The sequence below is a fragment of the Paenibacillus caseinilyticus genome, assembly GCF_027533645.1.
Taxonomy (GTDB): Bacteria; Bacillota; Bacilli; order Paenibacillales; family NBRC-103111; genus Paenibacillus_G; species Paenibacillus_G caseinilyticus.
This window is the reverse complement of the sequence record NZ_JAQAGY010000029.1, coordinates 69,152-91,166: the sequence shown is the minus strand read 5'-3', so window position 1 is coordinate 91,166 and position 22,015 is coordinate 69,152. Positions and strand designations below refer to the sequence as shown.

The 22,015-nt window shown below is 60.1% G+C and carries 23 protein-coding genes; 10 read left to right on the top strand and 13 right to left on the bottom strand.

What is annotated here, in order from left to right; genetic code table 11:
- Window positions 1-590: 590 nt before the first annotated feature.
- The 3 genes from O9H32_RS28955 to O9H32_RS28945 form a co-directional block, all read right to left on the bottom strand.
- Window positions 591-1,259 carry an HD domain-containing protein gene (locus tag O9H32_RS28955; protein WP_269869586.1) on the bottom strand — a complete coding sequence of 223 codons (669 nt, stop codon included), beginning with the start codon at window positions 1,257-1,259 and terminating at the stop codon, window positions 591-593.
- Between the two features lie 368 nt (window positions 1,260-1,627).
- Window positions 1,628-1,807 carry a helix-turn-helix domain-containing protein gene (locus O9H32_RS28950; protein ID WP_269869581.1) on the bottom strand — a complete coding sequence of 60 codons (180 nt, stop codon included), beginning with the start codon at window positions 1,805-1,807 and terminating at the stop codon, window positions 1,628-1,630.
- On the bottom strand, window positions 1,795-2,457 hold the full coding sequence (locus O9H32_RS28945) for a helix-turn-helix domain-containing protein (RefSeq protein ID WP_269869580.1): 663 nt from the start codon (window positions 2,455-2,457) through the stop codon (window positions 1,795-1,797). The genes O9H32_RS28950 and O9H32_RS28945 overlap by 13 nt, the downstream gene beginning before the upstream one ends.
- A gap of 187 nt (window positions 2,458-2,644) precedes the next feature.
- Here O9H32_RS28945 and O9H32_RS28940 point away from each other — a divergent pair, with 187 nt between their 5' ends.
- Both O9H32_RS28940 and O9H32_RS28935 read left to right on the top strand, forming a co-directional pair.
- Window positions 2,645-4,912, top strand: a complete 2,268-nt coding sequence (locus O9H32_RS28940; protein ID WP_269869579.1) for an FAD-dependent oxidoreductase — start codon at window positions 2,645-2,647, stop codon at window positions 4,910-4,912.
- A gap of 162 nt (window positions 4,913-5,074) precedes the next feature.
- A complete protein-coding gene (locus O9H32_RS28935; protein ID WP_269869578.1) occupies window positions 5,075-5,638 on the top strand; it encodes an O-acetyl-ADP-ribose deacetylase in 564 nt (187 codons plus the stop codon).
- Between the two features lie 119 nt (window positions 5,639-5,757).
- Here O9H32_RS28935 and O9H32_RS28930 read toward each other — a convergent pair whose 3' ends face one another.
- Window positions 5,758-6,120, bottom strand: a complete 363-nt coding sequence (locus O9H32_RS28930) for a response regulator (protein WP_269869577.1) — start codon at window positions 6,118-6,120, stop codon at window positions 5,758-5,760.
- Between the two features lie 251 nt (window positions 6,121-6,371).
- On the opposite strand from O9H32_RS28930, the gene O9H32_RS28925 reads away from it, so the two are divergent.
- The gene (locus tag O9H32_RS28925; protein ID WP_269869576.1) at window positions 6,372-6,464 is read left to right on the top strand and encodes a YjcZ family sporulation protein; all 93 of its coding nucleotides are present in this window, start codon (window positions 6,372-6,374) and stop codon (window positions 6,462-6,464) included.
- A 99-nt stretch (window positions 6,465-6,563) separates the two neighbouring features.
- Here O9H32_RS28925 and O9H32_RS28920 read toward each other — a convergent pair whose 3' ends face one another.
- Together O9H32_RS28920 and O9H32_RS28915 are read right to left on the bottom strand one after the other, a co-directional pair.
- Entirely contained in the window at window positions 6,564-7,154 is a 591-nt protein-coding gene (locus tag O9H32_RS28920; protein WP_269869575.1) for a spore coat protein, read from the bottom strand.
- Window positions 7,155-7,834: 680 nt separating this feature from the next.
- A complete protein-coding gene (locus O9H32_RS28915) occupies window positions 7,835-8,515 on the bottom strand; it encodes a stalk domain-containing protein (RefSeq protein ID WP_269869574.1) in 681 nt (226 codons plus the stop codon).
- A gap of 258 nt (window positions 8,516-8,773) precedes the next feature.
- On the opposite strand from O9H32_RS28915, the gene O9H32_RS28910 reads away from it, so the two are divergent.
- Window positions 8,774-9,217: a chemotaxis protein CheW gene (locus O9H32_RS28910; RefSeq protein ID WP_269869573.1), complete on the top strand. Its 444-nt coding sequence runs from the start codon at window positions 8,774-8,776 to the stop codon at window positions 9,215-9,217.
- A 188-nt stretch (window positions 9,218-9,405) separates the two neighbouring features.
- Here O9H32_RS28910 and gcvH read toward each other — a convergent pair whose 3' ends face one another.
- Window positions 9,406-9,807: a glycine cleavage system protein GcvH gene (gene gcvH / locus O9H32_RS28905; protein ID WP_269869585.1), complete on the bottom strand. Its 402-nt coding sequence runs from the start codon at window positions 9,805-9,807 to the stop codon at window positions 9,406-9,408.
- Window positions 9,808-10,080: 273 nt separating this feature from the next.
- Here gcvH and gcvT point away from each other — a divergent pair, with 273 nt between their 5' ends.
- The 4 genes from gcvT to O9H32_RS28885 are packed head-to-tail and all read left to right on the top strand — an operon-like array spanning window position 10,081 to window position 14,555.
- Window positions 10,081-11,205 carry a glycine cleavage system aminomethyltransferase GcvT gene (gcvT, locus tag O9H32_RS28900; protein WP_269869572.1) on the top strand — a complete coding sequence of 375 codons (1,125 nt, stop codon included), beginning with the start codon at window positions 10,081-10,083 and terminating at the stop codon, window positions 11,203-11,205.
- A gap of 11 nt (window positions 11,206-11,216) precedes the next feature.
- Complete coding sequence (gene gcvPA / locus O9H32_RS28895) at window positions 11,217-12,575, top strand: aminomethyl-transferring glycine dehydrogenase subunit GcvPA (RefSeq protein WP_269869571.1); 1,359 nt, start codon at window positions 11,217-11,219, stop codon at window positions 12,573-12,575.
- Window positions 12,576-12,616: 41 nt separating this feature from the next.
- A complete protein-coding gene (gene gcvPB / locus O9H32_RS28890; protein ID WP_269869570.1) occupies window positions 12,617-14,131 on the top strand; it encodes an aminomethyl-transferring glycine dehydrogenase subunit GcvPB in 1,515 nt (504 codons plus the stop codon).
- Between the two features lie 28 nt (window positions 14,132-14,159).
- Complete coding sequence (locus tag O9H32_RS28885; protein ID WP_269869569.1) at window positions 14,160-14,555, top strand: DUF2500 domain-containing protein; 396 nt, start codon at window positions 14,160-14,162, stop codon at window positions 14,553-14,555.
- Window positions 14,556-14,697: 142 nt separating this feature from the next.
- Here O9H32_RS28885 and O9H32_RS28880 read toward each other — a convergent pair whose 3' ends face one another.
- Window positions 14,698-15,015 carry a DUF2325 domain-containing protein gene (locus O9H32_RS28880; RefSeq protein WP_269869568.1) on the bottom strand — a complete coding sequence of 106 codons (318 nt, stop codon included), beginning with the start codon at window positions 15,013-15,015 and terminating at the stop codon, window positions 14,698-14,700.
- A 51-nt stretch (window positions 15,016-15,066) separates the two neighbouring features.
- Window positions 15,067-15,885, bottom strand: coding sequence for a (2Fe-2S)-binding protein (locus O9H32_RS28875; protein WP_269869567.1), 819 nt, complete (start codon window positions 15,883-15,885; stop codon window positions 15,067-15,069).
- Between the two features lie 282 nt (window positions 15,886-16,167).
- On the opposite strand from O9H32_RS28875, the gene O9H32_RS32815 reads away from it, so the two are divergent.
- Window positions 16,168-17,208, top strand: coding sequence for a DUF2278 family protein (locus tag O9H32_RS32815; protein WP_319946959.1), 1,041 nt, complete (start codon window positions 16,168-16,170; stop codon window positions 17,206-17,208).
- Window positions 17,209-17,442: 234 nt separating this feature from the next.
- Here the strand turns inward: O9H32_RS32815 and O9H32_RS28860 are convergent, their stop codons facing one another.
- The 3 genes from O9H32_RS28860 to O9H32_RS28850 form a co-directional block, all read right to left on the bottom strand.
- On the bottom strand, window positions 17,443-17,628 hold the full coding sequence (locus tag O9H32_RS28860) for a CDGSH iron-sulfur domain-containing protein (RefSeq protein ID WP_269869566.1): 186 nt from the start codon (window positions 17,626-17,628) through the stop codon (window positions 17,443-17,445).
- A 213-nt stretch (window positions 17,629-17,841) separates the two neighbouring features.
- Window positions 17,842-17,955 carry a YjcZ family sporulation protein gene (locus tag O9H32_RS28855; RefSeq protein WP_269869565.1) on the bottom strand — a complete coding sequence of 38 codons (114 nt, stop codon included), beginning with the start codon at window positions 17,953-17,955 and terminating at the stop codon, window positions 17,842-17,844.
- Between the two features lie 516 nt (window positions 17,956-18,471).
- The gene (locus tag O9H32_RS28850; protein ID WP_269869564.1) at window positions 18,472-19,500 is read right to left on the bottom strand and encodes a glycoside hydrolase family 88/105 protein; all 1,029 of its coding nucleotides are present in this window, start codon (window positions 19,498-19,500) and stop codon (window positions 18,472-18,474) included.
- Between the two features lie 221 nt (window positions 19,501-19,721).
- Here O9H32_RS28850 and O9H32_RS28845 point away from each other — a divergent pair, with 221 nt between their 5' ends.
- Window positions 19,722-20,663, top strand: coding sequence for an AraC family transcriptional regulator (locus O9H32_RS28845; protein ID WP_269869563.1), 942 nt, complete (start codon window positions 19,722-19,724; stop codon window positions 20,661-20,663).
- Window positions 20,664-20,747: 84 nt separating this feature from the next.
- On the opposite strand, the gene O9H32_RS28840 is transcribed toward O9H32_RS28845, so the two are convergent.
- On the bottom strand, window positions 20,748-21,722 hold the full coding sequence (locus O9H32_RS28840; protein ID WP_269869562.1) for a LacI family DNA-binding transcriptional regulator: 975 nt from the start codon (window positions 21,720-21,722) through the stop codon (window positions 20,748-20,750).
- Window positions 21,723-22,015 lie beyond the last annotated feature (293 nt).

Below are 22,015 nucleotides of genomic sequence, written 5' to 3'. Positions count from 1 at the left end.
TCATTACGGTTGACAATTGCGCTGCCGTAACCGGCATCTCAATTGCAACTGCATGGCAGAAACTCATTACTGAGCTTCTATATTTAACACTCACTCGATGTTCAGTTTTCAAAGGGCAATTCGTTTCGACTTCATTCGCCATGGTTCTTAGCGGCGAGAATCAATGTAGCACATTCGAGTTTGTTTGACAAGTCTGTTTTTTCTCCATCTCTTGGGATAATTCCGCAAGCTTCAGAAATAAATACTTCGCTGTCATTCACTCGTCCAGGCCTTATCAGCACTGGGTTTGTAATGTATCACACTTGGACACGCTGTGCAAGTCCTTCTTTTATCCATTGCCAGGGTAAATACCGCAAGCTTCAGATACTGATCCAGACTATTTTGCGCCTCCCAAAGCACCGTTCGCTTCGGGATATGTAATGTACCATATCAAGCCGATCATTGCAAGGCAAGTCTCGCCTCTTCCGTTTTCTTTGCACCATATAGATTAAACATCTCCCCTGTCCGCTAGGTTCTTCGGACGGTAAGACAGTCCACCTGCACCTTCTGAAGAACCATTAACCAATACCTGATCGGAGTCTTGCTGGTGGCTAGCGAAGCAATGGACTGTCTCCCTCCCATTCTTTATAGAACTGCTTCAGAAAGCCCTCCATATACCGGTGACGTTCCACCGCCAATGCCTTCCCCGTATCGGTGTTCATTAAATCCTTTAGTTTCAGCAGCTTTTCATAGAAGTGATGAATGGCTGTGCCGCCGCTGCCGCGGTACTCTTCTAGGGACATCGCGTCGCGCGGCGCCTGCTCGGGATCATGCATAAGACGCCCTTTCCATCCTCCGTAAGCAAACGTTCGGCCAATGCCAATCGCGCCCAAGGCGTCCAAACGATCGGCGTCCTGCACAATACGGCCTTCAAGTGTCCGCATAGGCGCACCGTGTCCCCCGCTGTAGGACACCGTCCGGATAATCTCCATGACATGGGCAGTATGCTCCGCCTCCACCCCTGTCTCCTCCAGCCATACTTCAATGCGGCGTTGGCCAGCCTCTTTATCTTCGACCAGCTTCTCATCGGCCAGATCATGAAGCAGCGCAGCAAGCTCGCAAAGATAAGCATCTGCTCCTTCGACCGCCGCTATTCTTTTGGCCGTACGCGCTACTCTGAAGACGTGCCACCAATCGTGCCCGCTGCTGTCGCCTCCAAGCTGCTCACGGACGAGCTTTTCAGCCTGGCATATAATCCGCTCTTTCTTGTTTTCTTCCATATCAGTCTCCGCCTCCTCCACCGCAGCCTCCTCCGTCGTCTCCCGAACTGCCGCCCCCGCTGTCACCCGGTGAGCAATAGTCCGATCCGCTGCTGCCGTGACCATTACCAGTATAGCTGTCCCCACCTCCGTAATACATATCCTGCGAAACGGAGTGCCTGTTGCTTGAACGCCGTCGACGCCCCCGACGGTCGTCCCTCGAGCCACGCACCGCAGCAGTGATCAAAATACCAACGACTATCGCGATCCAAACTCCCATCAGCCTCGGCCTCCTTATGGGGCTCGCACCACCCCAAGGTACAATTCAAGACGACTCGATCCGTCAAAGGGTTGCAGCATCGTCTCGTTAGACTCCAAAGAAGTTCCCATTACACTCGGTGAATCTTCCGGTAGACGGAAGGAGGGACCCGCATTTTGCGTGAAAAGATCCGGCTGAGATAAAATCCGTTCTCATACCCGCAGCGGTCTGCAATCTCGTCGAGCGTCAGAGAAGTTTCGAGAAGAAGCGTCCGGGCGCGCTGCAATCGGACAGAGGTCAGATAATCCAATCCATCGGCGATTGGCCCATCAGCGCCTGGAAACGCCTCGTAAACTGAACGGGCGTGAACCCTAGCCGCGCAGCCACATCCCGAAAGACGACAGGACCAAACGCATGTTGACGGATCCATACAGCGGCGCTCCGCATGAGCGGATCATGGACTTCCGCATCCTTACCGGAGGCGGACGCCAATTCGCGCTCCAGACAGACCAAGTGCCATATATCCCGAAAGGCATGTACCCCAAGAGCCCTTCTGCGATCCGGCGAAGCTTGCGGCAGCTGCTCCATATAGAAGTAATTCGACGACAGTCTGGCGTGATCCAACACAGTAATCCCTCCTAGTGGATATAAGGGCATGTCCTCCCTCCTGCCGGCCGGTTCTTCGAATCCTCTGCCCTCCGCTCTCCAGTGAAACGTAAAGAAATGAAACGAAAGTTCCTCTATCACCCGGCGATGAAACTGCCGCCCCGGAGGGCAGAACACCACCTCTCCGAAGCCTGCTTCTCCCTGCGCTCCGCCGCTGATCTCGTAATAGAACCTGCCCTGCTTCACCGCAAAAGCAACCCACTCGCTATATGTGTCCTCCGGCAGCTGAAAAGCCCGGATGCGCTCCCAATACACATGGTTCAATACGTCAGGCATCCACCTCCAGTCCGGCATACGGAAACCTCCTCAATATTGAAATTTTGTATATGCAGCTTACAATTCGGTGCATGTTCAATGACTTTGAATTCTTTTACAATGAAGCCATCGCTAAAAAGAATTATACCAAAAACACACTCCACCGGAAGCTCAACCCGTACGAAAGCCAGGATTGAAATTCCGTATAAAATCACGAGGTGATCCCATGAAACACGAAACCGTTCAGACTGATATCGCCGTTATCGGCGGCGGACTCGCCGGTATCAATGCGGCCATCGCGGCTGCACGGCTGGGTAGAACCGTAGCCCTGGTCCAAAACCGGCCCGTACTCGGGGGGAACTCGAGCAGCGAGGTACGGGTGTGGGTATGCGGCGCCACAGGACACGGCACCCACAGGTATGCCCGGGAAACCGGCATTATGGGCGAGCTGTTCGTGGAAAATCAATACCGTAATCCCGAAGGGAACCCTTACTTCTGGGACCTCGTCCTGCTCGAAGCGGTAAGAGCCGAGAACAACATCCGGCTGTTCCTGAATACCGACGTGCACGAAGTGGAAGCGGAGGGCTCCGAGGAGGACCGCCGGATTCTCTCCGTGACGGGCTGGATGATGGGCTCCGAGCGGCGTCTGCGCTTCGAGAGCGCCATGTTCCTAGACTGCACGGGCGACGGGCTCGTAGGCTTCCTGGCGGGTGCGAAGTACCGGCTGGGCCGGGAAGCAAGGCACGAGTACAATGAGGAATGGGCGCCCGAAATCCCTGATGAGATCACGCTCGGCAGCACCATTCTCTTCTACAGCAAGGATGCGGGCCAGCCTGTGAAGTATGTGCCGCCAAGCTTCGCCAAAGACATTACCCAGACTTCGATCCCGATCCGCCGGGTCATCCGCAGCGGAGATTCAGGCTGCCACTACTGGTGGATCGAATGGGGCGGCGAACTCGATACCGTCCACGAGAACGAGCGGATCCGTGACGAGCTCTGGTCGGTCATCTACGGCATCTGGGATTACATCAAAAACTCCGGACAGTTCGAAGCGGAGAATATGACGCTCGAATGGGTAGGATCCCTGCCAGGCAAAAGGGAATACCGCCGGTTCGTCGGGGATTATGTCCTGAACCAGAACGACATCCTGGCCCAGCGTGAATTCGAGGACCGTGTCGCCTTCGGCGGCTGGTCGATCGACCTGCATCCCCCGCAGGGCATGTACGCCCAGGAGAGCGGATCGAAGCATCTCTACACGGATGGAATCTACCACATCCCATTCCGCTCCCTGTACTCGGCGAACGTGAGCAACCTCCTCTTCGCCGGGCGCAACATCAGCGCTTCGCACGTCGCGTTCGGCACGACGCGCGTCATGGCAACGTGCGCCGTGATCGGCGAAGCGGCCGGAACGGGCGCGGCGCTGGCGGTTCAGCACGGGACGACGCCCCGCGGCGTCTACGAGGAGCACCTCGCCGCGCTGCAGCAGACGCTGCTGCGGCAGGACGCTTCGGTCATCGGGCTGCGCAGCGACGACCGGGCGGACCTCGCCCACCGCGCGGCGGTCAGCGCCTCCGGCCACCTGCGGAGCCTTGCTCTGGAGACGCCGACGGAGCGGTACCCGCTGAAGACGGACGCGGGTCTGCTGCTGCCGGTCTCGCCCCGGCTGACGGAGCTCGAGCTGCTGGCCGACGCAGCGGAGGACACGGTCCTAGAGGCCGAGGTCTGGAGTACCGGCCGGCCGGAGAACTTCGTGCCCCATACACTGGAAGTCCGGGGCTCCGCGAAGGTTGCGGCGGGTGAGCGCCAGTGGATCCGGGTGGCGCTGGAGTGGTCGCCGGGGGAAGCCCAGAACGCTTTTGTCATCGTGAAGGCGAACCCTCATGTCTCACTATACTTAGCCGGGGAGCCGCAGACGGGTGTGATCGCCTTCCATCGCAGCGCCGCGCCCGTCTCCGCCCAGAATCCGGAGAATTACCGCAGCGACCAGCCCGTCGTCGAATGGACGATGCGGGAGCTCGGGGCCCGCAGGCCCTTCTGCTTCCGGGCTCATCCCGAGACAGCCGCCTTCACCCCGGAGCAGGCGGTGAACGGCTACCTCCGTCCATACGGGCAGCCGCACCTCTGGGTATCGGAGCCGTTGGATACAGCAGGAGAAGCCGTACTCGAACTGGCCTGGCCGGAGGCTGTCCAGGTAATCGAAGTGCAGCTTGTCTTCAATGACGACGTGAATGAAGACCTCATCAATCTGCATCACCACCGGACGCCGTTCGAGGTCATCCCGGAGCTAGTGCGCGATTACCGCATCGAGGCCTTCAGCAGCGGCTCCTGGGAGGTGCTTCACCGCGAGAAAGACAACCGCAAACGGAGGAGGGTACACCTTCTCGAGCGTCCGATTGCCGCCGAACGCATCCGACTGGTCGCCGAGCGGACGAACGGAAGCCGAGGCGCCGAGGTTGTAGAAATCCGGATATACGGCGTATCTGAGCCGCAATAAAGTGTAGTTAAAGGCAGGGGGTCCCGGACCTCTGCCTTTTTTACATATTTGGCATCCTGTGGAACGGCAGGGAGTTTCATATACTTAATGGCAGTGGGTTCCATTGTGGGTAAGTAAAAAGATACCAAGAAAAATGGGGGCCATAAAGGAGGCTGAACTCTTATGACAGCAGCAGTAACCGTCGGCAGCGTTTCAGTTGAGGTCATGCGGGGTGACATTACACGGGTTCAGGCGGACGCCATCGTCAATGCAGCCAATTCCAGCCTGCTTGGAGGCGGCGGAGTCGACGGGGCGATCCACCGGGCAGGCGGCCGCGCGATCCTCGATGACTGTATCCGCATCCGCTCGATACAGGGCGGCTGCCCGCCCGGAGAAGCCGTAGTGACGACGGCCGGCAAGCTCCCGGCCGAGTACGTCATCCATACGGTGGGACCTGTGTGGAACGGCGGCGCGCAAGGTGAAGCCGAAGTGCTCAAAAGCTGCTACCGCAGCGTGCTGGCCTTGGCCGGCAAGCATAATGTACGGTCGATCGCGTTCCCGAATATCGCGACAGGGATCTACGGGTTCCCCAAAACCCTCGCGGCGGCTTGTGCTTGGGATGAAATAACCGCATTCGTGCGGGGCCATGCGGAAAATCCGGAATCGCTCCAGCGTGTGATCTTCGTGTGTCACGATGAAGAAAACTTCCGGCTCTACGCGGAGGAGGCCTTAAGGCGACGATCCTGAAGGATTCGCCGCCTCTTATCCCTCCCCGCTATAACAGCAAAAAGCTGCCCGGATCACCCTCCGGACAGCTTCTTGCATTCCATGCGGCAGCATCCGGCTAAGATGCCGATGCCGCCCTTTTACAGGCTGAGCACTTTGTTGACCGATTCAACGACCCGGTCCTTCTGGAACGGCTTCACTACAAAATCCTTGGCGCCGGCCGAAATGGCGTCGACCACCATCGCTTTCTGTCCCATGGCCGAGCACATAATAATCCGGGCCGCCGGATCGTGACGCCGGATTTCCTTGACCGCCCCTACCCCGTCAAGCTCCGGCATCGTAATATCCATCGTTACGAGGTCCGGACGGGCCGCCAGATACGCATGCACTGCCTCCAGCCCATTGGCCGCTTCCGCCACAATCTCATGACCCTCTTCCGTCAGCATCGAACGAAGCATCATGCGCATAAACGCCGCGTCATCCACTACCATTACCTTCGCCATTGATTCCATCCTCCCGAGTCTTCCGTTTGATGCCATTATGCCAGAAATAGTTGAGGACCGAATTAAGAACCGGGGGCAGGAGAAGTTAGTTTTTCTAATACTTTCCTCACCCCTTTTCCATGGACTGGCAGACGCCCATTTTGCGTTTCGCCGGGCGTTCACCCATCCCAGGACTCCCCGCGAGGCATAGAATATAGGGTGTGAAGGAGCTTCGAGCTCCGAAGCAACTAGGATTGAAGGAGGAATGAACAATGGGTGGATATGCCGGCGGTTTTACTTCGACAGGTGCCATTCTGGTTCTCTTCATCTTGCTGGTGATTGTGAGCCGTGCGCTCGTAGTGTAAGGCCTTTGGAATGAAGCACAAAAAAGCGGTTGGAGCCTGGCTCCGCCGCTTTTTTGTGCTTGCTTCCATATGGCGCATGCCGGACCGGGAGCTTGCAAGTTAGTGATTGAAATGGGTCTGATAAGGCTGCTGCTGCTGCGCAGGCTGAACGGCGCCGATCATTGTACGCATGGTATGGTCAGCGAGCTGCGGAGCCTGATAATACCCCTTGTAGTTCATATATTGGAACATCTCGAACGCCATTTCCTGGCATATATTGGCCGATGTTGCGTGGTATTGACGAATTTGGGGCTCGACGCATTCATTGGCCCACAGCATCGATACCGCTGAACCGGTCTTATGCAGATTCAAGGCAATCATTGCGATAGATACGTCGGATAAGGACGTTACGTTAGGATTCGGCGCCGGCAGGGAAGGCTGCTGGAGACCGGTCTGGGGTTGTTCGTATACCCGGAGTTCCGGTGTATGCGGAGGCGCCGGAATCGTGATCCCCCTCCCCTGCAGCAGCTGCACGCCGAAATTATAGCCTTCGATCATTCTTCTCTGCTGGTTGAATAAAATATCCTTGAGATGTGTATCCTGGGCCATCGAGAACAGTACGCCGTACAATTCGATATGAGCGGCTTTGGTGCGCACCGCCTCCTGGGTTTCGAGAAACTCGTGGGCGGCAAATCTCTGCTGGGTGTGCATGTGAACCTCCTGAAGATGGTTTGGTTTGGTCTATTACAGAGATAGGATGCCCAGGCTCTTCATCTGTATGTACCTTTTTCCAAATAAAAGACAGCCTGAATCCCGGCTCCGGCACCCCTCATCTCCTGCCGTCTGCTGAATGCCCCCTGATAAGGAAGAGGCAGCAAAATCCGTGACGGAGATCCTTGGCAGGCTGGAGCTTACAGCCTGGGTGTCTTCCTTCCCTGATACGATTATGAAGGCGAATCCGCCGACCTGGCGAACGATCCATACCCTCCGCTGCTCTTCCGCGGCATCGCCTATTTGCCTCTGAAATTGGATTAACTGTACACACCTTCGGTCGGCATACCTCTTGGAATCCGGAACAGGCCTGTCCATCCGAACAAAATATCGCTCTGCTCTAAACCTAGTCCTCTCCGGTGACGATAAGAAGAATAGGCAGAAAGCGGCAGGTCTTGCAGGCGCCGTATTGCGGAGAGAAGCCGGGGTGTTCGGCAGCCGCCAAGACTGCTGAACATAGGCGAAATGATAACACCGTGTAAGGACGAGCTCCCAGGGCCCCGGCCGGAGGCTAAGGGGATACGCCGCCCGCTCCCGCCCTGCCGCACAAGAATCAGCGGCCGAGGCACGCAAAAAACCGGCTTCCCCAAGCAGAGGGAGCCGGCTGAAGCAGGCGTGAATTATTCGTGGGCGGCCGTGCTGGACGAGCCGTCGGGATAGACGATATGGACTTGAACCGCGCGGGCGCCGTTCTCCGTAGAGACAGCGCTCCACAGTTCGTACCGGTCGACCTCTCCGGAGGCATTCCAAGAAACGAAAACCTGCGCCTGCAGATCGCCGCGGTGCAGCGCCTCGGTATCCGCACTCACCCCGCCGTTGTTCTTGTAATCGGACTTTGCGCCGATATCGTAGCGCCACTGCTGGCGGGAGCTGTCGAGCAGCGCGGAGAACGAAGGTTCGCCGAGCGCTTCGCGCACTTCCTTGGAGGTCATGCCGCGCTCCAGACGGTACCGGGCGGCCCAGATCCGCTTCGCGGCTTCATCCGCCCCGCTCGGCTCGGAAACAACGGAGACCGTGTTGTCTTCTTCCCGGTAAGCGGCACCGGCGCCCAGATTCTCCGCCATGTAACGGAGAGGGACATAGGTGTGGCCGTTATAATTGAGAACGGCAAACCGGGAAGGCGTCTCGCGCTTCTCGCCGTTGAATTCAAACTGGACAGGAAACAGCGCCGCCCGTATTTCATCCGATGCGTAAACCAGCGTAGAGGACGCCAGCGCCGCCCGTATTTCATCCGATGCGTAAACCAGCGTAGAGGACGCCAGCGCCGCCCCGCAGCAGAGTCCAAGCAAAAATCTTTTCATGAGATGAACCTCCCGTGTTCTTGGCCGTAAGCCTGCCGTTCCCGTAAGGAGCCGTAGCTGTGATGATGGAGACCGCAGTTCTCCCCATTATACAAGCAACCGCCCCCAAAAGGCACGCCGACCGGCAAAGGGATACGGAACCGCTGAAAAACCGGGTAAGGAACCGGGCACTTGCCCTCTCCTTACATAGTGTCTCTCCCCTTGGTGTACAATGAATAGAAAGACGCACAGAAAGTTCCATTCGAGGAGGCAAGAGCCGTGGAAGCTCAAACGCTGGAAGCCATTATCTGCCGTATCGGCAGCGAGAAATATGCCATATCCGCCCAACAGATCAAATCGATCGTGCCCGTAACCAAAATTACGCCGGTCCTCAAAATGCCGACATATGTACTCGGCGTTATGAAGTACGAGAACAAGCTGCATACGATTATCGACCTGCGCTATTATCTGGTAGGGAATCATACGACGATCAAGCCTACGACACGGATTATCCTGATCGGGCTGGGCGACAAAACGTACGGACTCATGGTCGAAGAAGCATACGACTTCACGTCCATCCCGCTCAAGAATATGGATGAAGGCGATCTGCCGGAGGAACGCCCCTATATTCAAGGCTTCGTCACCTACAGGGAAGAACTCGTATGCGTCCTCAAAATTCAAGAGCTGATGCAGTATATTGCTGAGCATCCGGAAAACGAGTAAATGGCCGGCCGGATCTGCCGCCGGGTACCGAAGGCAGGCGCCTGACATAGGGCACACCGCAGAACGCAGACGCCTTCTCATGCCACCCGTCCCCGGGTCGTGCAAATCACACCAAAAAACCGAACCCCGGCACAGGCTGCCCCAGAGTTCGGTTTTTTGGTGTACAGAGCGCTGCGGCCGGCGGGGCCTCATTCTTCGAGCGAATCGAGGTGTGATAAATATCCTTCGGCCGTGAGCAGATGCGCCCCTGCCTGCTCCAGCGGCTCATCGACAGCCAGTTCGACGACCCAGCCGGCCCCGTACGGGTCCTCGTTCACCTGCTCGGGGCTGCCGAGCAGTGCCTCATTCACCTTGGCTACTCTGCCTCCCACCGGAGCATACAGTTCGGAGACCGTCTTCACCGATTCGATCGTCCCGAGGCTTCCCCCGGCTTCCACTACGGCGCCGACCTGCGGAAGCTCCACGAAGACGATATCCCCGAGCTCCCGCTGGGCAAAATCAGTAATGCCTACTCGGACCGTGCCCTTCTCCGCTTCTGCTGCCCACTCATGATCTTCGCTGTACCGCAGTCCTGCCTTCACCTCGCCCATTATCGGCCACACCCGCTTTCTCCAGACAATATTGGAATTAAAGCTCCCTTTTGAGAGTAAGGCAAGCGCTTTTGGCATGTCAAGATCATAGACGAAATACTTAGAAAAGTCAGTTAATTGGTTGACATTTGACCGAAGGTCTCGTATTAATGAAGTATATACGCCTGGGCTAATCTTCCAGGCCGCCCCAACATCACCGCTTATGTTCCCCTTGACGAGTTATACTTCTGCCCAGGCTGGCTTCCTTCTTCCAAATGAAACGGAGGTGACGGAATGAACCCGCTCAAACGCACCCCCCTGTATCCTCTCTATGGCGCTCATGGCGCCCGGTGCATCGACTTCGGAGGCTGGGATCTGCCGGTCCAGTTCAGCGCCGGCCTCACCCTCGAGCACGAAGCCGTAAGGCAGCGCGCGGGGCTCTTCGACGTCTCGCATATGGGCGAATTCCTCGTGACCGGTCCAGGGTCCGCATCGTGGCTGCAGCGGCTTACGACCAACGATATCAGCCGCCTGCAGGCCGGCGAAGCCCACTATACCCTGCTCTGCTATCCGGACGGAGGCACCGTGGACGACTTGCTCTGCTACCGCCTCGGCGCGGACCGGTTCATGCTCGTCGTGAACGCATCGGGCATCGAGAAGGACTTCGCTTGGCTGAGCAAGCACCTGGTCCCGGGGGTCGAGCTGGAGAACCGGTCGGAGGCGACCGCGCTGCTTGCCCTGCAGGGCCCGCGGGCTGCGGCCATCCTGTCGCGGGCCATGGACGCCCCCCTGCCCGAGCTGCGTCCCTTCACCTTCCTCGCGGAGGCCTCCCTCTGCGGCGGAATCCGGGCGCTGATCTCGCGCACCGGCTATACGGGCGAGGACGGCTTCGAGCTCTACATCGGCGCCCGGGACGCTGCCACTGTCTGGCAGGGGCTGCTGCAGGCCGGGGAACCGGAAGGCCTCGTGCCTGCCGGCCTCGGCGCCAGGGATACGCTGCGCTTCGAAGCGCGGCTGCCCCTCTACGGCCAAGAGCTCGGTCCTCAGATCTCGCCCCTCGAAGCCGGGCTCGGCCCCTTCGTCCGCCTGGCCAAGGAGGAATTCATCGGGCGGGAAGCCCTGCTGCTGCAAAAGGAGCTCGGCGTACGCCGCAAGCTGGCCGGCGTCGAAATGATCGACCGGGGCATCCCCCGGTCCCAATACCCCGTCTATGCGGCGGACGGCCGTCCAATCGGCGAAATCACGACGGGCACCCAGTCTCCGACGCTGAAGCGTAGCCTCGGGCTGGCCTTGATCGAAGCCGAGTATGCCGCGCTCGGGACGGAGCTGCAAGTTGAGATCCGCGGCAAGCTGCTGCGCGCCCGGGTCGTGCCCACCCCCTTTTACCGAAAAAGTCCCGCACCTATGCCAACGCCCTAGGAGGAAGAAGGATGACGATCCCTCACCGTTATCTGCCGATGACCACCGAAGACCAGAAGGAGATGCTCCATACCGTTGGGGCTTCGTCAATCGAAGAGCTGTTCGCCGATATTCCGCCAAGTGTCCGCTACCAAGGACCGCTTGCCGTTTCCTCTGCACTGGATGAAGCTTCGCTGCTAAGGCACCTCAAATCCTTGGCCGGCCGCAATGCCGACAGCGAACGATATATCTCCTTTCTCGGCGCCGGCATCTACGATCATCATATTCCCGTCGTGATCGGACATATGCTCTCCCGCTCTGAATTCTACACGGCCTATACGCCGTATCAGGCCGAGATCTCCCAAGGCGAGCTCCAGGCGATCTTCGAGTTCCAGTCGTACATCTGCGAGCTGACGGGCATGGCCGTCGCCAACGCGAGCATGTACGATGGGGCTACGGCGCTCGCCGAAGCCGGCGCCCTGGCCTCCGGGGCCGTCCAGCGCAAGCGGCTCGCCGTCTCGCAGGGCGTACACCCCGAAGCCAGGGAGATTCTCCGCACGACGGCCCGCGGGCTCGGCCTCGAGGTCGTAGAGGTGCCCTGCACGGACGGTGTCACCGATCCGGACGCCCTCCGCGCCGCGGTGACGGCCGAGACGGCCGCCGTGCTCGTGCAGTCGCCGAATTTCTTCGGCTGCATCGAGAACCTGCGGGAGATTGAGCCCCTGGCCCACGCCCACGGCGGCCTGCTCGCGGTAAGCGTCAATCCGATGTCGCTCGGCCTGCTCGAAGCGCCCGGAAAGCTCGGCGCCGACATCGTGGTCGGCGATGCGCAGCCCCTCGGCCTCTCCGCCTCGCTGGGCGGCCCTACCTGCGGCTTCTTCGCCGTCACGGCGGCGCTCATGCGCCGGATGCCCGGCCGTATTGTCGGGCAGACGTCGGACCGCGAAGGACGGCGCGGCTTCGTGCTCACGCTCCAGACGCGCGAGCAGCATATCCGGCGGGAGAAGGCGACCTCCAATATCTGCTCGAACCAGGCCCTCCTCGCGCTGGGCGCCTCCGTGTATCTGTCCCTCATGGGCAGGGCGGGAATCGGGGAAGCCGCGCGGCTCAATCTGCAGAAGGCCCACTATGCCGCGGAGGTGCTGAGCCGGGTGCCCGGCGTCCGCTTGGCCTACACCTCCCCCTTCTTCAACGAATTCACGCTGAAGCTGCCCCCGGGCACCGATCTTCCCGCCCTGCGGCGCCGGCTGCTCCAGGACGGCTACCTGGGTGGCTATGACCTCGGCGGCGCCTATCCCGAGCTCCGGGAGCACCTGCTGCTCGCAGTGACGGAACGAAGGACACGCGAAGAGATCGAAGCCTTCGCGAAGCGATTGGAGGCGTATGTGTAATGGAGACTGCCAAAGGCACGGAAAGGCCGGCACCGGGAGAGATGGATACGAAACAGGAGAGGGACCCACAGGCGGAGGAGCGTAGGCGCCCCGATGCGCTGCCGGAGCTGCAGCCGCTGATCTTTGAGCTCAGCCGCGCGGGCCGTACCGCTTATTCGCTGCCTCCCTGCGACGTACCGGAGCGCAGCCTCCACGAGCTGATTCCGCAGGAGCTTCTGCGCGAGAAGCCGCCTGCGCTGCCGGAGGTATACGAGGTGGACGTCGTGCGCCATTACACGGCGCTCTCCCGGCGCAACTTCGGCGTGGACAACGGCTTCTATCCGCTCGGCTCGTGTACGATGAAATACAACCCGAAGCTCAATGAAGACGCCGCCCGATTGGATGGCTTCGCCAAGATCCACCCGTACCAGCCCGAGGAATCGATCCAGGGAGCGCTTGAGGTCCTGTACCGCCTGCAGCAGGATCTGGCTGCCCTCACCGGCATGGACGAAGTGACGCTGCAGCCGGCGGCCGGCGCCCATGGCGAATGGACCGGACTGATGATGATCCGGGCCTATCATGAATCCCGGGGCGAGAAGCGCACGAAGGTGCTCGTGCCCGATTCCTCCCACGGCACGAATCCGGCCAGCGCCACGACGGCGGGATTCGAGACGATCACCCTCCCCTCCGGTCCGGACGGTCTCGTCGATCTCGAGAGGCTGCGGGCCGCAGCCGGACCCGACACCGCCGCCCTCATGCTCACGAACCCGAACACCCTGGGCCTCTTCGAAAGCCAGATATCCGATATCGCCGATATCGTGCACGAAGCCGGCGGCCTGCTCTATTATGACGGCGCCAACTCGAATGCGATCATGGGCATCACCCGCCCCGGGGATATGGGGTTCGACGTCGTCCATCTCAATCTTCACAAAACGATGAGCACCCCGCACGGAGGCGGAGGCCCCGGTGCAGGCCCGGTCGGCGTCAAGAAACTCCTGGCCCCCTTCCTGCCGAAGCCGGTCATCGCCCGCGGGCCGGACGGCGCCTATACGCTGGACGCCGACCGGCCCCAGTCGATCGGGCGGGTGAAGGCATTCTATGGCAACTTCGGCATTCTGCTGCGCGCCTATGCCTATATCCGGAGTTACGGACCCGAAGGCCTGCGCCGGGTGTCCGAGTGCGCCGTGCTCAATGCCAACTACATGCTGCGCCGCCTCTCTTCGCATTATGAAGTGCCGTACGACCGGATCTGCAAGCACGAGTTCGTCCTCTCGGGACGCGGGCTGAAGAAATACGGCGTGCGCACGCTCGACGTGGCGAAGCGGCTGCTCGACTTCGGCTATCACCCGCCGACCATCTATTTTCCGCTGAACGTCGAGGAGTGCCTGATGATCGAGCCTACCGAAACCGAGAGCAAGGAAACGCTGGATGCGTTCATCGATACGATGATCCGGATCGCCGAGGAGGCGCAGCGGGATCCGGACCTCCTGAAAGGTGCTCCTTATACCACGCCGGTCCACAGGCTTGACGAAACCCTGGCGGCCAGGAAGCCCGTGCTGAACTGCAGCTGCGATTAGAACCACACCTTCGGAAGGAGGCATGCGAATGTCCCCGTCACCATTCGGTTTGTTCGAGACGGCCCCGCCCTGGTTCACGTTCATCTTCCTCGCGATAGCCGGCATGATCCTCTTCAGCTTGCTGAGAGCCCTGACCCGGAGCGTATCGGCCTGGAGCGCCAATAACGCCGCCGAACGCCTCACCCGCCAGGCTTCCGTGGTGATCAAACGGGCGCAGGTATCGGGAGGCAGTGGAGATACCCGTGCCAGCACTTGGTACTATGTCACCTTCGAGCTCTCCGAGAGCGGGGACCGGGTGGAAATGCCGGTATCCGGCTCCGAATTCGGCATGTTGGTCGAGGGGGACCAGGGACAGTTAACCTATCAGGGAACCCGCTTCTATGATTTCATGCGCCGGTCCCGTTCGGATGTACGGGCACGTTGAAGTATCGTACGCTGTCTCCGGGGGCTTTCAAGAACGAGTCCTGGGAGCTGCACTATCTGCAATGTCAAAAAAGACCCTGGCCCACCTCATGGTGTGTTCAGGGTCTTCCCTTATGTACTTAGCTTTGCCGGCAGTCCGAGCCCTAGTGGGCACTCTTGTTATTGAGCCACTCGCAGGTATCCGCACAGTCGCAAAGCGCCTTCTTCACGGAGCACCAGGAGCGCTTCGCATAGTAGATCGGCACTTCCTGCTCCTTGGCCTGCTGCTTGATCACTTTGGTCAGGTTATGGTTGACATAATCCGTCAATACCAGCACGGCAGCGACCTTCTCGGGGATCCCCTTACGCACCATTTGACATTTGCGTCCCGACATATGTACCACTTCATCAAATCCGATATCGGCCAGATGATCCGGCATGTTGCCCAGATGATCGGCGCCTACGACCAGTATCGACGGCATGTTTCGCACTCCTTCACCTTGTAGTGTATGGGTTCCCGGTTCTTCCGGGTTCTATGATCCTGCGGCCGCCAGCATGGCCCGCTTCTTCTCTTCCCGCTCCGCAGCCGTAAGCCGCGGACAGGTATAACAATAGCCGTGCCCCGACCCCGTCCGGTACGCCAGACAACAGGATGCCTTCAGGCGCCACTTCTCGCCCGGGTCCTTCGGGTTCTCGACATAGCGGAACTTCACGTCGAGCGGATTGCGCTTACGGCCAAAATGCTCACCGCCAAGCTGCAGCAGATACCGGAAGTCTTCTTCCACGGTCTGCCGGTGCTCCGAATCCCTCGCGCTCTCCAGCCAGTGGTCATACGCATAATGAATCCGGGTTACCGGCGCGCTCCAGACCATCCCGGGATCTACCCCGGCTGCCGACGCGACTGACTCGACCAGAGGCCGCAGATGCAGGCCGTAGAAGCTCTGCAGCAGGCTGTCGCGCCACGCTTCGCGGCTCGCGGCCGGAACAGTGACCGTCTCGCGGTCCTCCAACAGGAACCCAAAAGCGGTATGGCTTCCGTTCCGGTACCCTTGAATCGTCACATTGTCCGGCTCAAGACGGAAGGACGCGTTATGAAAAGAAACCGAGTGCTGCAGCGCCGTGCAGAGGCCACCGAGCCAGGAGCCAAAATAAGCGGCGGCCACATCCGGCTCCTGCGCTTTAATCCCCGGTCCGTACAGCGAAAGCAGCTCGGCGGCCTTCTCTGGACGGGTCAATTCTTCCCAGGTGAAGCGGAACAGCTCGCCGGGCTGCGGCTCCCTTTTGAAAAAACAATGCTTCTCCAAATCCTCGAACATTTCCGCTGACATGACGCCTCTACCCACTTCCCTCATCTATAGAAACCACACGGTGCGGATCTGGTTGTCATTCACCCAATCGTGATAATGATTCTCAATATCATCTCATTTCTAATGATAATGGTTATCAATCGCAATGTCAATCCCTATTCCATCCTACCCCCGCCTAGGAATAAAGTCGCCACTCTTGTCGGCAAGTGGGGTCCAGGGGGCATGCAGCTTTCGACACCCTTCGGTCGTCCGCTCCTGTACAATGGGGAGGCGGCAAACGTTGTAGAACCTTGTCAAACCACGTACCCGAAAAGGAGCAGAGAACCTATGCCGATCCAGTACGGAGTATTGAAATGCAGGGCGGTGGACAGCCGCAAGGGAGTCCCGGAGAATGCCCATTATCAGGTGCACGCCGTAGCAGATGGCGAAGATTTCCGGCTCGCCATCAACGTCCGTTCGGAGCTCAGCCCCTCGGAGCTTCTCTATTATGCGAACGAACACTTCGAGCATGCGGTCACCGGCACGCTCTCGGAGCTTCCCTTCGGCTTCACGAAGCTCGAAGGGCGTCCCGGAGGTGCGGCACTGGATTTTATCCGCAGCAACCTCTTCGATCCGAAGGATATGGTCCCTCTTCCCTTCGACGTACCCGGGCAGGATAACGATCTGAACGAAAAATGCGACTTCTATATCCGCCGCGCGCTGGCTGTGGAGGATGCCGTCCTCTATGTCTTCGGTGAGGAATGGGGGCCCGAACCCGGCAAGCCCGACAAAATCTTCGGCTTCCGGCCCGGCCGCGGCGTCCATAATATTCATATGAACCAGGGCAATGACGCCAAATATAAACAGGATGACGGCGTGTATCAGGATGGTGCCCTGCTGATCCATTTCCCTTCCGAGAACCGGTGGATCGGACTCTTCCTTGCCTTCCAGTCGCAGGCCTGGCATACGGACGACACCACCGGCCACCGGATCGGCGGCGGCTCCTCCCCGCTGCCCGGCAAGCCGGACCGTCCGGGCGGCAAGCCGTCGGAACCGCACGGCCCGCTGTATATCGCAGGCGCGGTCGTCCGTCCTGCCGATGCAGCCGGCAGCGGACAGGAGAGCGTCACGCTGCTCAACGCATCGACGGAGCCCGTCGCGCTCGCCGGCTGGTCGCTGGCGAACCGCAGCAAGCAGAAGCATGCGCTCGAAGGCACGATCGCCCCGGGCGAGTTCCTGACGGTCCGCCTGGGCCGGGCCGCGGGAGGCCAGGAATTCCTGCGCAACAAGGGCGATATCCTGACGCTGCTCGATCCCAAGGGGCTGAAAGCGCATGGGGTCTCTTATACCGAAGGGCAGGTTCGCGAGGGCTGGACGCTGCTGTTCTGATTCTGATTGTGATTGTAACTGCCGTCCGGCAGCACAGCGGGGACAGGACAGGCGGACCCGGGGGAGAAGCGCTTGCTGGGTAAGCATCCGGTTTTTCCCTTGGAACGGGCTGCGGCTGCTTCGTAAGTGAACGGCTGCGACGGATGCCTTTATACGGATGAGCGCACCAAAAAGACGGATCCGCCGTCAAGCGGAACCGTCTTTTTGGTGCGGTCTGTTGAATACCTGCCCGCGTTACGACCTTACCTCGCTCTCGAACTTGCCCTTGTGCGCCCCGTTGCAGAACGGTTTGTTCGCGGACAAGCCGCAGCGACAGAGATACATCGGATCCTTGCTCTCGAGCTTATTCCCTTCCCCGTCAAGCAGTTCCGCTCCGCTAACCAGCAGCGGACCGTTATCCAGCACCTTTACTTCGGCCATGATGCCCCACCTCCTTCCCTGTTCCATCCTTACCTTCTTGCCCATTGTTGTACCGAGGCATACCCTACTACAACGGCTCCGCGGGAAGATAAGGCTTCGCAAAAGACGGATGAAGAGTGCGGACGCCGGCGAGCGCCCCTCCTGCAATGGAAAAAACCGGCCGACCGCCTCCAGGCGATGACCGGTTTTTGCTTGATGCTGCTCCCCCGCAGCTTAGATGAAGAATCCTGCCGTCGCAACAATGACCAGCAGAATGTAAAGAACAAGAATGACACCTGTTGACGTAAAGCCAGTACCTACGCCGCCGCATCCGCCTGCATAACCCATATCGGATCACTCCTTCGGTAAGTTTGAGCTTTCTCGGGCTGCGCTCTATGCCCACTGCTCTTGCTTACAGTATATGATCCAGTGCAGGGTTCGCTTGGACTCAAGCCCTCTTCTTGCAGAAACTCTCCGGGAGACGCTGAGGTTGTTCTTGTCCGGGAACTTGCCCTGCCAAATGTTGCACCAGTGCCTGCCTTCCGGCTTCAGTTCGTCCCCCCACGGGGATGGAAGCAGGAGTAGAACCCTGAATAGAAGCTTGCTCTTGCTCCTGCGCCCCGCCCGCGGGGATCCCGCCGCTGTCATCGCGCCGGGCCGTACAGCAGGAGGGTTTCCATTCAAATTCCAGATGGGACATGGGAACCCCCCTCGCTCTCTCTATTATCGATACTTCCCAGCATACTATAACTTGAGAGCCCGGGAAACGAAATTCGGGTAGAGGCTGTACCCGCTGCGTCATGCCAGAGCAACCGCAGTCAGGCGGACGTGTATTCTATCAGATGAGTGCCCAGCGCTTCTGCTTCAACTCTCCCCTGCCGCCGAGAGGAGCATCAGGGCGAGCCCCTGTCCGTACAAGGTCGGGAAGCAGGGGATGCGGCCATAGGCTTCGACGGATTCCATCACCGGCGTACCTCCCGACACGCCCCGCACCTCGCCCGTCTCCGCAATGCGGGAGAGCACGGCCGCCAAGGCCCGGTCCGCCGAGGACCGCAGCTCCGGCTCCAGCAGACCGGCACGGATGCCCTGCAGCATGCCGTACGCGATGCCGGCGCTGCCCGAGGTTTCCTCATAAAAGTCCGGCCGGTCCAGGACCGTGGACCAAAGCCCGCCGGCTCCCTGGCAGCCCGCCAATGCTTCCATAAGGCGGCGGTAGCGTCGGGTGCTCTCTTCCGCCCATTCCGCCAAGCCTTCGAGCTCCAGACGGATCATCGGCACAGCGGCGGCGATCCAGGCGTTGGCCCGCGTCCACCGCGCGGCCGACATGTGGCTGCCTTCCCCGGAGTTCCATCCGTGGAAGAGCAGACCGGTAGCTTCGTCCTGCAGCAGCTTCAGATGCAGATCGACCTGGGCCGCCGCCTCCCGGGCATAGGCTTCCGATCCCGTCAGACGCGCCGTCCGGGCAAGGAACAGCACCGCCATGAATACCGTATCGGCCCATACCTGCTCCGGGAAGCTCACATTCTCCGTGACGGTATGCTCAAAGGCGCCTTCCCGGGTACGCGGGGCCTCTCCCACCATCCAGTCCGCCGTCCGCACAGCCGCTTCTTTCAGCGACGGGTCTCCCGTAAGCCGGTACAGCTCCGGGTATATGGCGAACGGCGCCATCGCATTAATCACACGGGCCCTGGCCGCCTTCGCCCCGTTGCGGCGGACCCAATCCTCCAGCCCGTCCAAGACCTCCTTCCGTCCGGAAGACTGTCCGTATTCCAGCTGGGCAATGACGCCCACGCCCGGAACCCAGTCCCATTGATGGAGATCCATGCCCCAGTGTCCCGTATGGTCCTCCTGCATAAATCCCCAAACCCGTTCGGCTGCACGCTCCCTGTTCATCCCTGCCATCTCCCCCTCCGGCTGCCCGCCGTTACTGCCTTCTTGCTACTACTATAAAAGAAGGGCAGCATTCTCCGCTTGGGGAAGCGTCTCCAAACGTATGGGGAAAAGTCCCTCTTCCCTCTTTATCCCCCCGGCAGAGGCAGCTACAATGGAAGGAGTACGCTTGCCAGCATCGGACGGAATCCGCCCTCATCCCAGTGCCAAGGAGGAACAGAGGAATGAACCCCTATTCTACGCCGCCCACGGACGGCCATGCTTCCCCCGAAGCCACACAGCAGGCCGTCGATGAGTTCACGAACGCCTTTCTTACCCGGTATCCGCTGCACTGCGAGCTCCGGGAGCAGCCGCTCGGCCAGTCGCACCTGCACGCCCATGACGGCTACGAGCTGTATTTCTGCCTGAAGGGTACCGGAATCTTCCTCGCCGGAGACAGGATGTACCCGATGGCGCCCGGCACGCTGACTCTGGTGAAGCCCCGTGTCCTGCATATGCCCCGCCCCGCTGGCGGGGAGCCGTTCCACCGGTATGTGCTGTCGCTCGGGGAACCGCTGGCGGACGGCCTGCAGGCACATACTGCCGGGTTCGCCGAAGCGGCCGCACGGCTCTGGGGCGGACCCGAGGCTTCCTGCGCCCATTGGCATCTCCCCCCGGCGCTGCTTCTGGAGGTGCGGAGCCTCCTCGCCTCGCTCGAGCGGGAGACCGGGCAGCGGCTGCCGCTCTTCGGCTTGGCGGTGGAGCACCTGCTCACCGGACTATTCCTCGTCCTCGCCCGGGCTGAACTGCAGCCGGCTTCCCCCGGCCCTCTCTCCGACAGGGAACTTGCCGGCCAAGTGATCGAGCTGCTCACCCGCCGTTACCGGGATGAGACGCTCGAGGTCGGCGAGCTGTGCCGCAGCTTCCCCCTCTCCCGCTCCCGGATGTTCGCCCTCTTCAAGCGCACGACAGGCTACACGATGAACGGCTTTCTCACCGCTTACCGGCTGCACCAGGCGAAGGAGCTGCTCCGCCATACCGGACTTCCCGTCACGGCTATTGCCGGAGAGTCGGGGTTCGGGGACATGTCACACTTCTATCATACCTTCAAAAAGCACACGGGCCTTACGCCCAAAGCCTACCGGTTGGAGCAGCAGGGGAAGGCGTGTTCACGTGCCATCGAGTAGGAGGGGGCGGCGCCTAACCCCCGTCCTCTCACGCCACCGTACATGCGGATCCGCATACGACCTAACCTAACCCGGCGACGCCGGCTAGACCGTCGAACGCTCTACGATAGTGAACGGCAGCTCCCGATGCACGACCGCCTGCTCCCCCTGGATCCGCCCGTGGAGAATCGAGAAAGCGGTCCGCCCCATCTCCGTCAGTCCGTTGTCGATCGTCGTGAGCGCAAACATCCGGGAAATCGGCTGATTGTCGAACCCCATGAGCGCAAGGTCTCCGGGAATGGCCACATCCTGCCTGCCCGCTTCCGTCATGAAGCCCACCGCCACCTCGTCTCCCGTGACGATCATGGCCGTGGGCCGCTCTTCCATAGCCAGCACGCGCCGGATCAGCTCCGCCCCGTCCTCCAGGGTGAAGCAGCCCGGAAGAACCCAATCCTCGCGAAGCGGCTCACCCCACCCCTCCAGCACATCCGCATAGGCCCGCCGCCGCTCCCGCGAGCTGGCGCTGTCTCCGCGGCCGAGGGAGAATCCGATCCGGCGGTGCCCCCGGCGGTTGAGGTAATCCATCGCCTCGCGGAAGCACCGGTAGTGATCGATATACACCGAGGAGATCAGCGGGGAACCCGGCTGGTCGCAGACCACCAGGGGGCCGTAGTCCGAGTAAGCTTCGAGGGCTTCCCAGCCAAGCGCCCTCGAGCAGAGGATGACGCCGTCCAGGCCTTTCATCCGCAGTCTCTCCAGCATGGCCGTTTCTTCCTCCGCCCGGTAATTGCTCTGGCAGAGCACGAGCTGCACTCCCTCCTGCAGTGCTTCGCGGGCGATGCCTTCGAGCAGCATCATGAAATAAGGATGATGGATATACGGAAGAATGACCCCGATCATGCCCGTCCTTCCTTTGATGAGCTGCACCGCATTCAGGTTGCGCGAATAATTCAGCCTGCGGACGGTGTCCTGCACCGCCTGCCGCTTGTCTTCCGCCACATAAGGGTGCCCGTTGAGCACCCGGGACACCGTGGATACGGACACGCCTGACAGCTTGGCTATCTCTTTGATATTCGCCATGGTAGCGCCCTCCTTCTATTCCTGCAGCTCTCATTTCCGTTCAACCCCAACCTACGCGATTGTAACGCGAACCGCCCGAATCCGCCAGGCTCTGTAGCTTAAGGGGCCCCCTTGACATGAAATGCATTTCATATCCTACACTGGAAATGCAGTCCCCTCGCAGGGCCGGCGTTACTGCACAACCGGCGGGCGTGACGGCTTGCGGCGGCGGCTGCCTAAGAGAGACTCCACTATCCTGCGACGATCAAATGGCATTCCAAAAGGCCCCGGTGCACTGCCACCGGGGCCTAACT